Annotated in this window: 11 protein-coding genes and 3 tRNA genes; 6 read left to right on the top strand and 8 right to left on the bottom strand. The window is 71.0% G+C overall.

From position 1 onward, the window contains the following. Window positions 1-206 precede the first annotated feature (206 nt). From OH768_RS25480 to OH768_RS25470, 3 genes are all read left to right on the top strand, one after another. Window positions 207-2,066: a hypothetical protein gene (locus OH768_RS25480; RefSeq protein WP_406465436.1), complete on the top strand. Its 1,860-nt coding sequence runs from the start codon at window positions 207-209 to the stop codon at window positions 2,064-2,066. Window positions 2,067-2,265: 199 nt separating this feature from the next. Continuing rightward, a complete protein-coding gene (locus OH768_RS25475) occupies window positions 2,266-3,780 on the top strand; it encodes a N,N-dimethylformamidase beta subunit family domain-containing protein (protein ID WP_406457262.1) in 1,515 nt (504 codons plus the stop codon). 69 nt (window positions 3,781-3,849) lie between these two features. Further along, the gene (locus OH768_RS25470) at window positions 3,850-4,749 is read left to right on the top strand and encodes a phosphoribosylaminoimidazolesuccinocarboxamide synthase (RefSeq protein WP_406457260.1); all 900 of its coding nucleotides are present in this window, start codon (window positions 3,850-3,852) and stop codon (window positions 4,747-4,749) included. Between the two features lie 54 nt (window positions 4,750-4,803). Here OH768_RS25470 and OH768_RS25465 read toward each other — a convergent pair. The 8 genes from OH768_RS25465 to OH768_RS25430 form a co-directional block, all read right to left on the bottom strand. Beyond that, a tRNA-Gly gene (locus tag OH768_RS25465) sits at window positions 4,804-4,879 on the bottom strand. 23 nt (window positions 4,880-4,902) lie between these two features. Next, the gene (locus OH768_RS25460) at window positions 4,903-5,520 is read right to left on the bottom strand and encodes a response regulator (RefSeq protein ID WP_406457258.1); all 618 of its coding nucleotides are present in this window, start codon (window positions 5,518-5,520) and stop codon (window positions 4,903-4,905) included. Between the two features lie 88 nt (window positions 5,521-5,608). Then, on the bottom strand, window positions 5,609-6,859 hold the full coding sequence (locus OH768_RS25455) for a sensor histidine kinase (protein ID WP_406457256.1): 1,251 nt from the start codon (window positions 6,857-6,859) through the stop codon (window positions 5,609-5,611). 20 nt (window positions 6,860-6,879) lie between these two features. Further along, on the bottom strand, window positions 6,880-7,656 hold the full coding sequence (locus tag OH768_RS25450) for an ABC transporter permease (RefSeq protein WP_406457254.1): 777 nt from the start codon (window positions 7,654-7,656) through the stop codon (window positions 6,880-6,882). Continuing rightward, the gene (locus OH768_RS25445; protein ID WP_406457252.1) at window positions 7,653-8,591 is read right to left on the bottom strand and encodes an ABC transporter ATP-binding protein; all 939 of its coding nucleotides are present in this window, start codon (window positions 8,589-8,591) and stop codon (window positions 7,653-7,655) included. The genes OH768_RS25450 and OH768_RS25445 overlap by 4 nt, the downstream gene beginning before the upstream one ends. A gap of 128 nt (window positions 8,592-8,719) precedes the next feature. Continuing rightward, a tRNA-Gly gene (locus OH768_RS25440) sits at window positions 8,720-8,792 on the bottom strand. Window positions 8,793-8,889: 97 nt separating this feature from the next. Beyond that, window positions 8,890-8,961 (bottom strand) — tRNA-Gly (locus OH768_RS25435). 135 nt (window positions 8,962-9,096) lie between these two features. Continuing rightward, a complete protein-coding gene (locus OH768_RS25430; protein WP_019073805.1) occupies window positions 9,097-9,414 on the bottom strand; it encodes an Lsr2 family protein in 318 nt (105 codons plus the stop codon). A gap of 382 nt (window positions 9,415-9,796) precedes the next feature. On the opposite strand from OH768_RS25430, the gene purS reads away from it, so the two are divergent. The 3 genes from purS to purL are packed head-to-tail and all read left to right on the top strand — an operon-like array spanning window position 9,797 to window position 12,992. After that, window positions 9,797-10,060: a phosphoribosylformylglycinamidine synthase subunit PurS gene (gene purS / locus OH768_RS25425; protein WP_015659417.1), complete on the top strand. Its 264-nt coding sequence runs from the start codon at window positions 9,797-9,799 to the stop codon at window positions 10,058-10,060. After that, window positions 10,057-10,737, top strand: coding sequence for a phosphoribosylformylglycinamidine synthase subunit PurQ (purQ, locus tag OH768_RS25420; protein WP_406457250.1), 681 nt, complete (start codon window positions 10,057-10,059; stop codon window positions 10,735-10,737). The genes purS and purQ overlap by 4 nt, the downstream gene beginning before the upstream one ends. Beyond that, complete coding sequence (purL, locus tag OH768_RS25415; RefSeq protein ID WP_406457248.1) at window positions 10,734-12,992, top strand: phosphoribosylformylglycinamidine synthase subunit PurL; 2,259 nt, start codon at window positions 10,734-10,736, stop codon at window positions 12,990-12,992. Before purQ ends, purL begins: the two co-directional genes overlap by 4 nt. The last annotated feature ends 52 nt before the right edge of the window (window positions 12,993-13,044 follow it).

Genomic DNA, 13,044 nt, shown 5'->3' with positions numbered 1-13,044 from the left:
TGCACCTTTCCCCTGAGCCATTCCATCGAGTGACCGATGCCCCATCCGGCTGACGGGGGCCGGGGCCCCAACTATGGTGCGGCGCAAGCGTTCCGGCACTTGGCCCACCGGCATTGCGATGTCAGTGGCGGGTGCCACAGTGGGGGAGTGAGCAACGCCAGCAGAGCGGGACAGCACGGAGGGGATGAGGTCCGGTCGTGACCGGTATGGGTGTGGAGGCGGGCGCGCAGGCGGCGCGTTCCCGGGCCTTGGCCGTGCTGCGCATCCGCAGCCGCGCGCTGGCCGTCGCCCTGTTGCCCGCCGCCGTCGCGGTGATCCTGCTCGCCGGCGGTTCCACCGGCCATCTCGTGGGCCGGGGCTGGGACCTCGCCCGCTGGATCATGGGCGTGGCCGCGGTCCTCGTGCTGCTCGCGGCCGGCGCGATCGCGCTGGTCGTCGCGCGCTCCCGCCCCGCCGTGAGTCCCACGGTCGCGATCGCCGAGGAGTCGGCCCCCGACCTGTACCGCATGGTGCGCGACCTGGCCGACCGCCTCGACGTCCCCGCGCCGTCCGCGATAGCCCTCACCCCGGACTGCGACAGCTGGCTGGAGGACCGCACCCACCCGGCCCACGGCCCGCTCCCGCAGGAGGACCGCGACGAGATCACGGGCGTACGCGGCCTCACCCCGGCGCGCTCTCGTCGTACGGCGGCCTCGCCCGTCCTTGTCATCGGCTCCCCGTTCCTGTGGTGGATGCGGGTCGGTGAGCTGCGCGCGGTGCTCGCCCCGGTCGTTGCCGGTACGGGACCTTCCGCGCACCCGGACATAGCCGCCGCCCGCCGTTTCGTACGGGGCCTGGACGCGGCGGTGGCCGTGGCCTCGGCACCCCGTGGTCCCGTGTTCCGCTCGGTGCTCGCCGGTGTCGGCTGGGTGGCCCGGCTGCTGCTGCGCAGTTGCCGGGGGCACGCGGCCGAGATGGAGCGGGGGGTGGCCGCCGGTGCCGCCGAGCGTGCACAGGCTGTGGATTACGGACTGCGGATCGTCGCCCAGGAGCAGGTGGGGCTGGCGTACGCGGGCTGGGACCGGCTGCTGACCCGGGTCGCGCTGCCCGCGTGGCGGATGGGCCGCTGGCCGTCCCGGCTGGACGCGGGCGTCGTCGCGGCGCTCACTGAGTTGTCCCGCCGCGACCGGCTGGCCGAGGGCTTCGCCTCCCGGCTCGGCGAGCGCCCCGCCTGCGACCTGCTCGAAGAGCCCGGCACGATCGACGAGGCGACCTCGCTCCTCGCCGCCCGCCTCTTCCACGGCGGCCCGGCCGAGGCCGGTCCCGACTGGGCGCCGGTGGACTGGCAGGAGTACCCGGAGGAGGTGGTCGACCGCACCTGGCGTACCGAAGCGGCCCGCCTCCACCGCGTCCTGGACACCCTCGGCGTCCGCCGTTCCCCCGACCCCGTCACCCCGCACCACGACGCCCCGACCCTGGCCCGGGTGGTGGACCACCTGACGGACCCGCCGGTGGCGGGACGGTACGCCGAGCCCGACGACCATGCGCCTGCTGACGGGGACGGTGAGCGGTACGCGACCGAGCCGACCGTCACCACTCCACCCACGGAGCCGGACGCCGCCCCCCACCCCCCTGAGCACTACAAGGCGATGGCGGCCGACGACGACGAACTCGGCGAAAGCTGCTCGCCGCACAGCGCGGCCCTCGCCGCCGGGCTCACCGCGGAGTTGGCGCGGGAGGAGGCGGCGACCCCGGCGACCGGTTCGGCGCCGCCCGGGCAGGGGCCCGACTCCGCGCTCTGGGACGACGACTCGCTGCCCCTCTTCCCGCTCCAACCACCGCGCAGCGGACGGGAGCTGCTCGCCGATCACGTCACGGCGATGGTGTGCTGCGCCGCGATGGACACGGCCGGCGCGACTCCCGGCCTCGACTGGCTCGACGGCCCCACCCTGCTCGTCAACGGCACGAGAGCGGCCGACCTCGCCCCGAGGGTCCTCAGCCTCGTGGAGGACGGCGACCCGGCCCCGCTGCGGGCCTGGCTCATCGACCTGGGCATACGCCCGGAGAAGCCGGTACGCCTCGTCTGAGGTCGCGCCCCGCCACCCCTCACGCGTATCGGAACCCAGAGCTCCACTTTTGGTCAATTCGCAACGACCAGTGACAGAGTGAGTGCTCAATGTGATGTGCTGGGGTCGATCCCGTACGCCGTCCCGTAGCTGACAAAGGCTTGCGGCATACGACGGTTGGACGAAGAACCACCACGGGGGCACCAGGGAGGGGAGCGACATGGGGTCGGAGCAGATCCGCCGCTGGGAGTCGGGAGCGCTGGCGCACGCCGTGACGGACCCCTTCGGACAGGGCCCCGTCCCCTGGCTCCGCGGCAGCGAGACCTACTTCGACGACACCGGTCAGGTGGTCCCCTGGTACGTGGACCCGGCCCCCGCCCACACGCCCGACCGCACCCCCGGCAGGACCGCCCCCAGGCTCCCCGCCCCGCGCGCGCCGGGAGGCGGCGGCCCGCGCTCCGCCGACGACGTGCGCCGCCAGATCAAGGGGTTCACCAACGCGAGCGCGGTCGCACCCGGCGAGGCCCTCGACTTCCATGTCACCGTCGACCCGCCCCAGGAGTTCGGCGTCGACATCTACCGCATCGGCCACTACGGCGGTGACGGCGCCGCCAAGATCACCACCAGCCCCCGTCTGTCGGGCATCGTCCAGCCCCCGCCGCTCACCGCCGACCGCACGGTCTCCTGCCACCACTGGTGGCTGTCCTGGCGGCTGCAGATCCCGAGCTACTGGAGCATCGGCGCCTATGTAGCCGTCCTCACCACCGCCGACGGCTACCGCTCCCACATCCCCTTCACGGTCCGCGACAACCACCCCGCCGACCTGCTGCTCCTCCTGCCGGACATCACCTGGCAGGCGTACAACCTCTACCCGGAGGACGGCCACACCGGCGCGAGCCTCTACCACGCCTGGGACGACGACGGCCGGCTGCTCGGCGAGTCCGAGGCCGCGACGACGGTCTCCTTCGACCGCCCGTACGCGGGCGCGGGCCTGCCCCTGCACGTGGGCCACGCCTACGACTTCATCCGCTGGGCCGAGCGCTACGGCTACGACCTCGCCTACGCCGACCACCGCGATCTGCACGCGGGCCATGTCGACCCCACCCGTTACCGGGGGTTGGTCTTCCCGGGCCACGACGAGTACTGGTCGATCCCCATGCGCCGTACCGTCGAGCTGGCCCGCGAGCACGGCACGTCCCTCGTCTTCCTCTCCGCCAACACCATGTACTGGCAAGTGGAGTTGGCGCCCTCCCCGTCCGGTGTCCCCGACCGGCTGCTCACCTGCCGCAAGCGCCGGGGCCCGGGAAGGCCGGTGCTGTGGCGCGAAGTCGACCGCCCCGAGCAGCAGTTGGTGGGTATCCAGTACGCGGGCCGGGTCCCCGAGCCGCACCCGCTGACCGTCCGCAACGCCGACCACTGGCTGTGGGAGGCGACCGGCACCGCCGAGGGCGAGGGCATCGAGGGGCTGGTCGCGGGCGAGGCCGACCGGTATTTCCCGCGCACCCAGCTCCCCCCGCACGAGGAGCGCATCCTGCTTGCCCACTCCCCGTACACGGACAGTGAGGGCGTCCTCCGCCACCAGGAGACCTCCCTCTACCGCGCGCCGTCCGGCTCCCTGGTCTTCGCCTCCGGCACCTTCGCCTGGTCACCGGCCCTGGACCGCCCCGGCCACGTCGACGCCCGCGTCCAGCGCGCCACCGCCAACCTCCTGGACCGCATCTGCAAGCACGACTGACCCCGTGACCGGAGGCCGGCCGCGCATACGGGACAATCGAGCCAGTTGGAGAGACCCACTGGAGGAACCGTGTCCGGATTCGTAGAAAAGCCCGAGCCGCTCCAGGTCCCGGGCCTGACGCACCTCCACACCGGCAAGGTGCGCGAGCTGTACCAGAACGAGGCGGGCGAGCTCGTGATGGTCGCCAGCGACCGCATGTCCGCGTACGACTGGGTGCTGCCCACCGAGATCCCGGACAAGGGCCGCGTCCTCACCCAGCTCTCCCTCTGGTGGTTCGACCAGCTCGCCGACCTGATCCCCAACCACGTCCTCGGCACCGAACTCCCGCCCGGTGCCCCGGCCGACTGGGCGGGCCGCACCCTGATCTGCAAGTCTCTCCGCATGGTCCCGGTGGAGTGCGTGGCCCGCGGCTACCTCACCGGCTCCGGCCTGCTGGAGTACAACGCGTCCCGCACGGTCTGCGGCCTCGCCCTCCCCGAGGGCCTGGTCGACGGCAGCGAACTCCCCGCGCCGATCTTCACCCCGGCCACCAAGGCCGCCGTAGGAGAGCACGACGAGAACGTGTCGTACGAGGAGGTCGCCCGGCAGGTCGGCGCGGACGCCGCCGCGCAGCTGCGGCAGGCGACGCTCGCCGTCTACGGGCGGGCCCGGGACATCGCCCGTGAGCGGGGCGTCATCCTCGCGGACACCAAGTTCGAGTTCGGCTTCGAGGGCGAGACGCTGATCGCCGCCGACGAGGTGCTCACCCCGGACTCCTCGCGGTTCTGGCCGGCCGAGGAGTGGGAGCCGGGGCGCGCGCAGCCGTCGTACGACAAGCAGTTCGTGCGCGACTGGCTGACCGGGCCGGAGTCGGGCTGGGACCGCAAGAGCGAGCAGCCTCCGCCGCCGCTGCCGCAGCAGGTCGTGGACGCGACCCGCGCGAAGTACATCGAGGCGTACGAGCGCCTGACCGGCCAGAGCTGGAGCTAGCCCCCGCACTCGGCGCACGAAAAAACCCCGGTCCACCCGGACCGGGGTTTTCGCTGGAGCGGACGACCAGGTTCGAACTGGCGACCTCAACCTTGGCAAGGTTGCGCTCTACCAACTGAGCTACGTCCGCGCTGCGCCGTGGCGCGAGAGCAACTATACCCAACCTCGCTCGCGTGCGAGACGCACTGCCGTATGACGGTTCTCGGCACCGAGTTTCGAGGCGGCCGAGGAGAGATAGTTCCGCACGGTGCCCTGCGAGAGCGCGGCCCGTTCGGCGATCTCCGCGACCGGCGCCCCGTCGGCGGCCAGTTCCAGGACCTCGGCCTCGCGCGCGGTCAGCGGCGAGTCCCCGGCGGAGATGGCGTCGGCGGCCAACTCCGGGTCGACATACCGCTGTCCGGCATGCACCGTGCGGATGATCTCCGCGAGCCGCTGCGCGCTCACCGTCTTCGGGACGAACCCCCGCACACCCGCCGCGAGCGCCCGCTTCAGATGACCGGGCCTGCCGTGTCCGGTGACGATCAGGACCTGGCAGCCGGGCAGTTCGGCGCGCAGGGATGTGGCGACCTTCACACCGTCCGCCCCCGGCATCTGCAGATCCAGTACGGCGACATCGGGCCGGTGCGCCCGCGCCATGGCCAGCGCCTCGGGCCCGGTCGCCGCCTCCGCGACCACCAGCAGATCGTCCTCCAGCCCGAGCAGCGCGGCCAGCGCCCCCCGGATCAGATGCTCGTCATCGGCGAGCAGCAGCCGTACGACACCGGCGGTCATGACGCGACTCCGGTGACCGGGGTGGTGGTGGGCAGCGGGCGGGCGGTGAGCCGGCTCGCGGTGGGCGCCGGGCGTCCGGTGATTCCGGTCACGACGCGACACCTCCCGCCACCGCGGGCAGCGGCACGGTCGCCATCACCCGGAAACGTTCGCCGTCCATGGCCCCCGCCTCCAGTTCGCCGCCCACCGCGGTCAGCCTCTCCCGCAGCCCCACGAGCCCCGCCCCACCGCCGGTACCGGTACTCCCGTCGACCGCCTTCGCCCCGTCGTTCTCCACCGTGAGCACCACACTCCCCTCCGCCACCCGGACCGCGACCGCGCAGCGCCCCGCGTTGCCGTGCCGCAGCACGTTGGTCGTCGCCTCGCGGACCACCCAGCCGAGCGCCGACTGCACCTCGGCCGGCAGCCCCGCCGCCTCCCCGGTCACCTCGCACTCGATGCCCGCCGCGGTCAACACGCCCTGCGCACCGGCGAGTTCGACGTCGAGTGCGGCCTCGCGATAACCCCGTACGACATCCCGCACCTCCCGTTGCGACTCCCGCGCGATCCGCTGCACCTCGACCATCTGCTCCACGGCCTCGGCCCGCCCGCGCCGCGCCAGCTGCACGGCCAGTTCGCTCTTCAGCGCGATCACCGACAGGTTGCGGCCCATCACGTCGTGCAGGTCGCGCCCGAACCGCAGCCGTTCCTCGGCGACGGCGAGCCGGGCCCGGGTCTCGCGGGCCTCGTCGAGTTCGTAGACGGCGTCGAGGAGCCACACGGAGAAGACGGCGGTGAAGGCGAGACCACCGCCTGTGAACAGGACGATGAACGCGGTGACGAGCGCGGCCGGGGCGGCCACACCCAGCGCGAGCTGCAGGACCAGCGTTCCGCCGACCACGCCCGCCACCACCGCGAGGACCTGTCGCCGGCCGCGGACCCCGAGCGTCAGGGTGCCGGTGCCGAAACTCAGCACGCCCACCAGGAGCGTGGTCGCGGCGGCCTGCACTTCGTTGTCGTCGGGACCCCGCTCCCCCAGGACGACCGCGACGACGGCGATCAGCGCGGTCACCGCCCCCAGCAACCACAGCAGCCGTACGGGCTGTGCCCGCCGGCCGCGCGTCCAGTCGAGTGCCCGGGAGGCGGTGGCGGAACAGAGCAGCGCGTGCACGGTCACGAGCACCGCCAGCCGGCCCGCGACACCCACCCCGACCTGCGCGAACAGCGGCAGCCCGACCGCGGTGACCTCGATCAGGGCGAAGAAGTGGAAGGACAGCCGGGTGTACGTCTCGACCTTCCCGGGCGTGTTCTTCCGCCCCCACCAGCCGCCGGAGCCGCGCGTACTGCCAGATGTCCGCATGATCCGGTGCTCTCCGTACGTCAGCGCCGCGGTTCCCAGCGGAACCACCGCCGTACAGCAAACACCGCGAGGACGGTCCAGGCCAGCGCGGTCAGGACGGCGCCCAGTGCGTCGTAGCCGGACAGGTCGCCGTTCCAGCCGCCGCTGATCAGCCGGATCGCGGGGGAGAGGGGGAGGAACTGGCAGACGTCCGCGACCCGGTCGGACAGGAGCTGGAGCGGGACGATGATCCCGGATCCCATCATGGACACCAGCACCACCGGCAGAGCGGTCACCTGCGCGCTCTCCGCCGTCCTGGTCACGCTCGCCGTGAGTGCCGCCAGCGCGGCGCTCAGGACGAGGCCGAACAGCAGCCCCAGGACGACGAGTTGGGGCGCTGCGGGGGCCCCGGCGTCGAGCAGCAGCGCACAGGCCACGGCCAGCAGCACGGACTGCACGAACCCGAGGCACACGGCCGGGAGCGCGGTGCCGGCGAGGATCTCGGAGTCGCCGGGTTCCCCGGTGCGCAGCCGCTTGAGGACGAGTTCCTCCCGGCGCGCGACGAAGGCGCCGACGAGGGACGAGTACACGGCGAAGAGCAGCGAGAAGCCGATCGCGGCGGTCAGCATCACCGAGCCGACCGACAGTCCCTCCCCCTTCAGATCCATCTGGTCGACCGCGGGCCGCACACTGAACGGCAGCGCCAGCGGCACGAACAGCGCCGTGACCACCGCGTTCCGGTTCCGCCCCAGCAGGCTCAACTCGGCTCGCCCCAGCGCCCGCATCCGCCCCGCCGGAGTAGTCGCCACGGCGTTCATACGGTCACCTCCTGTTCCCGCGCGATCCCCAGGAACGCCTCCTCCAGCGAGGCCGACCGCATCTCCAGCCGCCGCAGCTCGATCCGCGCCCGCTCGGCCCACACCAGCAGCCCGGTCGCCGCCCGCTGCAGCTCATGCGTCCGCAGCCGTACGACATTCCCGGCCACCTCGTGCCCGACGACCCCCAGTTCGCCGAGCGGCGGCAGGTCCCCCACGAAGTAGCCCGCGGGCAGCTCGAAGGAGATCCGCGACGGCCGCCCCGCCGTGACCTCGGCCGGCGTCCCCGTGACCGCGATCCGGCCCTCGCTCATGATCGCCAGCCGGTCGGCGAGGCCCTCGGCCTCCTCCAGGTAGTGCGTGGTCAGCAGCACGGTCGTACCGCCGTCGCGCAGCGCCCGCACCAAATCCCAGGTGTCCCGGCGCCCTTCGGCATCGAGCCCGGTCGTCGGCTCGTCGAGGAACAGCACCTCGGGCTCCCCGAGCAGCGCGAGCGCGAGATCGAGCCGCCGCCGTTCACCCCCGGACAACTGCTTCACCCGTACGGCGGCCCGCTGCTCCAGCCCGACCAGCGCGAGCGCCTCCGGCACCGGCCGGGCTCCGCTCGTGCAGCCGGCCCACATCCGCGCGGTCTCGGCGACGGTCAGCTCGGACGGGAAGCCGCCCTCCTGCAGCATCACGCCGGTGCGCGGCCGTACGGCGGCCCGCTCGGTGTGGGGATCGTGGCCGAGGACGCGCACCCGGCCGCCGGACGGTGCCGCGAGTCCCTCCAGCACTTCGACGGTCGAGGTCTTGCCGGCGCCGTTGGTGCCGAGGAGCGCGAAGACTTCACCGCGCGACACGGAGAATGTGATCCCCCGCACAGCCTCGAACCCGCCCCCGTACACACGGCGTAGGTCGGTGACCTCAATCACGTGTTCGTGTTCGTTGGTGTCCATGGCTCCAGCGTCCCGGCGGCGGGGGCGCGGCAGCAGTGCGCGGTGTCATCAGTCGGCATGACAAATGTCAGACGGGCGTCGAGGCACACGAAAAGACCCCGGTCCAGTGGACCGGGGTCTTGTTCCCGAGCGGACGACCAGGTTCGAACTGGCGACCTCAACCTTGGCAAGGTTGCGCTCTACCAACTGAGCTACGTCCGCATTGCCTCCGACCGCCAAGCCTCTGGAAGACTCAGCCGCCGATCGGCGCGAGCACCAGCCTACCCGATCCACCAGAGTGGTCCGGACGGTGATGCAGAGCGGGTGACAGGAATTGCACACTGCGCCTTCCCCCTGGAAGGGGGATGTTCTGCTACTGAACTACACCCGCATGTACCCCGTGAGCTGGGCCTTTCGGCCTCGCCCCTCGGCGTGCTCCGAACTCTAGCTGACCAGGAGGGGTGGAGCGCAAGTCGGTTCCCCCGAGGGCCCGGTGACCGGTCGTCGGGGGAACCGCGCGGGCCGCCTACTGCGCGGCGGCGAACGCCTCGTAGACCTTCTTGGGGATGCGTCCGCGGGCCGGTACGTCCATCTTGTTCGCCTGTGCCCAGGCGCGGACGGCCGCCGGGTCGGGGGCGACCTCGGTCTGGCGGTAGGCCTTGCCCGACCTCGACCGCTTGCGACCTGCGTCCACGTACGGCGCGAGCGCCTTACGCAGTTTCTTGGCATTGGCTTGATTCAGGTCGATCTCGTACGACTTGCCGTCGAGTCCGAAGGCGATCGTCTCCGCCGCTTCCGAGCCGTCGATGTCGTCAAAGAGAGTGACCACGACCTTCTGCGCCACGAATATCGGTCCCTTCGTGCGACACCTGAAACCGCACTATCCGCGAGGGCGCACGGAGACGCCACGGAGGTGCGGAGATGTCGACTGTCCGCCTGTTAATGGGCAAAGTATCGGCTATTGCCAATTCATTTGTACAGTGCCCGGCAATGCAATGTGAAGCCCGACTAAATCTTCCCGCGTGTCTCCGCGCAATAGTGAACCGGGATCGATCCGGGATCTTTCCCTGAACTTTTCGTGAAGACCCCCACTCGATGCCGGATCGTGACGGTCCTCACGTAGATTCCTACAACTCTACCCGCGTAGAAATTTTGGGCGGGTAGTCTGAAGACACCTGTCGAAGACCCGCAGGAACCTGCTCAGCACCACAACACCGGGAGTGCCAGTGGCACGCGTCGTAGTCGACGTCATGCTCAAGCCGGAGATCCTCGACCCCCAGGGCCAGGCGGTCCAGCGTGCGCTGCCACGCCTGGGTTTCGAAGGCATCTCCGACGTACGTCAGGGAAAGCGATTCGAACTGGAAGTTGACGGACCGGTCGACGAGGCCGCGCTCGCCCGCATCCACGATCTTGCGGAATCCTTCCTCGCCAACACCGTGATCGAGGACTTCACCGTCAAGGTGGAGGAAGTCGCGGAGGCCGCGAAGTGACCGCTCGTATTGGCGTCGTCACTTTCCCGGGCAGCCTCGACGACCGGGACACCCAGCGCGCGATCCGCCTCGCCGGCGCCGAACCGGTCGCCCTCTGGCACAAGGACAAGAACCTCCACCAGGTCGACGCGGTCGTCCTCCCGGGCGGTTTTTCCTACGGCGACTATCTGCGCGCGGGTGCCATCTCCCGCTTCTCGCCGGTGATGGAGACGGTCATCGAGCAGGCGAAGTCGGGACTACCCGTCCTCGGTATCTGCAACGGCTTCCAGATCCTCACCGAGGCGCACCTCCTCCCCGGCGCGATGCTCGGCAACAACCACCTGCACTTCATCTGCCGTGACCAGAAACTGCGGGTGGAGAACGCGGACACCGCCTGGACCGGCGACTACACCGCCGGCCAGGAGATCCACATCCCGCTGAAGAACATGGACGGCCGGTACGTCGCCGACGAGCACACGCTCGACGAGCTGGAGGCGGAGGGCCGGGTCGTCTTCCGCTACGTAGACGTCAATCCGAACGGTTCGCTGCGCGACATCGCCGGCATCACGAACGCCGCCGGGAACGTCGTGGGCCTCATGCCGCACCCCGAGCACGCGGTCGAGCCGCTCATCGGGTCCGGCCGCACGGACGGCCTTCCCTTCTTCACCTCGATCCTCAAGAAGCTGGTCAACGCATGAGCCGGACGCCTCTGGACACGGTCGAGCACGCGGCCGAGACCCCCGACGTCGAGCTGCCCTGGGCCGAACTCGGCCTGAAGAAGGACGAGTACGAGAAGGTCGTGGAGATCCTCGGCCGCCGGCCCACCGGTGCCGAGCTGGCCATGTACTCCGTCATGTGGTCCGAGCACTGCTCGTACAAGTCCTCCAAGGTCCACCTCCGCCAGTTCGGCGAGAAGGCCCCCCAGTCCGACGCGCTGCTCGTGGGCATCGGCGAGAACGCGGGCGTGGTCGACGTCGGCCAGGGCTACGCGGTCACCTTCAAGGTGGAGTCGCACAACCACCCCTCGTACGTCGAGCCCTACCAGGGCGCGGCCACGGGCGTCGGCGGCATCGTGCGCGACATCATCGCGATGGGCGCCCGCCCGGTCGCCGTCGTCGACCCCCTGCGCTTCGGCGCGGCCGACCACCCCGACACCAAGCGCGTCCTGCCGGGCGTCGTCGCGGGCATCGGCGGCTACGGCAACTGCCTGGGCCTGCCCAACATCGGCGGCGAGGTCGTCTTCGACGCCTGCTACCAGGGCAACCCGCTGGTCAACGCGGGCGCGATCGGCGTCATGCGGCACGAGGACATCCACCTCGCGAAGGCCTCCGGCGCGGGCAACAAGGTCATCCTCTACGGCGCCCGCACGGGCGGCGACGGCATCGGCGGCGCGTCGATCCTGGCGAGTGAGACGTTCGACGACGCGAAGCCGTCGAAGCGTCCGGCGGTCCAGGTAGGTGACCCCTTCCAGGAGAAGTTGCTGATCGAGTGCACGCTTGAGGCCTTCGCCGAGAAGCTGGTCGTCGGCATCCAGGACCTGGGTGCGGCCGGACTCTCCTGCGCCACAAGCGAGTTGGCGTCGAACGGCTCCGGCGGCATGACGGTCACCCTGGACGACGTACCCCTGCGCGACTCCACGCTCTCGCCCGAGGAAATCCTCATGAGCGAGTCGCAGGAACGCATGTGCGCGGTCGTCGAACCGGCCAAGGTCGACCGCTTCCTGGAGATCTGCGAGAAGTGGGACGTCATCGCCACGGTCATCGGCGAGGTGACCGACGGCGACCGGCTGGAGATCTTCTGGCACGGCGGCAAGATCGTGGACGTCGACCCGCGCACGGTCGCACACGACGGCCCGGTCTACGAGCGCCCCTACGCCCGCCCGTCCTGGCAGGACGCGCTCCAGGCCGACGACGCCAACAAGCTTGCCCGGCCCGGGACTTCGGAGGAACTGAAGTCCCAGGTCCTGGCCCTGGTGTCGTCCCCGAACCAGGCCTCCAAGAAGTGGATCACCTCGCAGTACGACCACTTCGTGCAGGGCAACACGGTGCTGGCGCAGCCCGAGGACTCGGGCATGATCCGCATCGACGAGGAGACCGGCCTCGGGGTCGCCATCGCGACGGACGGCAACGGCCGGTACGCGAAGCTGGACCCGTACGCGGGCGCGCAGTTGGCGCTGTCCGAGGCCTACCGCAACGTGGCGACGACGGGCGCGAAGCCCCTCGCGGTCTCCGACTGCCTGAACTTCGGCTCGCCCGAGGACCCGGCGGTGATGTGGCAGTTCGCGGAGGCGATCCGTGGACTGGCGGACGCCTGCCAGCAGTTGGGCACCCCGGTGACGGGCGGCAACGTCTCGCTCTACAACCAGACGGGCGACGCCGCCATCCACCCGACCCCGGTCGTCGCGGTGTTGGGCGTCATCGACGACGTGGCGCGTCGCACGCCGGTCGCCTTCCAGGAGGAGGGGCAGCTGCTCTACCTCCTCGGTGACACCCGCGAGGAGTTCGGCGGTTCGGCCTGGTCGCAGGTCGTCCACGACCACCTCGGCGGACTGCCCCCGAAGGTCGACCTGGAGCGGGAGCGGCTGCTCGCCGAGATCCTGATCTCCGCGTCCCGCGACGGCATGATCGACTCGGCGCACGACCTGTCCGACGGCGGTCTGATCCAGGCGGTCGTGGAATCGGCCCTGTTGGGCGAGAAGGGCGCGCGTCTGATCGTCCCGGATGGTCTGGACGCGTTCACGTTCCTGTTCTCGGAGTCGGCGGGCCGCGCGGTCGTCGCCGTCCCGCGCTCGGAGGAACTCCGCTTCAACGACATGTGCGGCGCGCGGGGCCTGCCGGTCACGCGCATCGGCGTCGTCGACGGCGAATCCGTCGACGTCCAGGGCGAGTTCGCGCTGTCCCTGGAGGAGCTGCGCGAGGCGCACGAGGGGACGATTCCGGCGCTGCTGGCGTAGCAGTTCGGATGGGGAAAGCGTTCGTGGATGCGGTCACGGAGACGACCGCTCC

This window comes from Streptomyces sp. NBC_01622 (assembly GCF_045209635.1).
Lineage (GTDB): Bacteria > Actinomycetota > Actinomycetes > Streptomycetales > Streptomycetaceae > Streptomyces.
Note: the sequence above shows the minus strand (reverse complement) of the source record. Positions and strands in the feature narration are given on the sequence as shown.

Bases quoted from the DNA above. Each gene is read 5' to 3' on its own strand.
- OH768_RS25480 (WP_406465436.1), top strand. From the start codon at position 207: ATGGGTGTGGAGGCGGGCGCGCAGGCGGCGCGTTCCCGGGCCTTGGCC.
- OH768_RS25475 (WP_406457262.1), top strand. From the start codon at position 2,266: ATGGGGTCGGAGCAGATCCGCCGCTGGGAGTCGGGAGCGCTGGCGCAC.
- OH768_RS25460 (WP_406457258.1), bottom strand. From the start codon at position 5,520: ATGACCGCCGGTGTCGTACGGCTGCTGCTCGCCGATGACGAGCATCTG.
- OH768_RS25455 (WP_406457256.1), bottom strand. From the start codon at position 6,859: ATGCGGACATCTGGCAGTACGCGCGGCTCCGGCGGCTGGTGGGGGCGG.
- OH768_RS25450 (WP_406457254.1), bottom strand. From the start codon at position 7,656: ATGAACGCCGTGGCGACTACTCCGGCGGGGCGGATGCGGGCGCTGGGG.
- OH768_RS25445 (WP_406457252.1), bottom strand. From the start codon at position 8,591: ATGGACACCAACGAACACGAACACGTGATTGAGGTCACCGACCTACGC.
- purL (WP_406457248.1), top strand. From the start codon at position 10,734: ATGAGCCGGACGCCTCTGGACACGGTCGAGCACGCGGCCGAGACCCCC.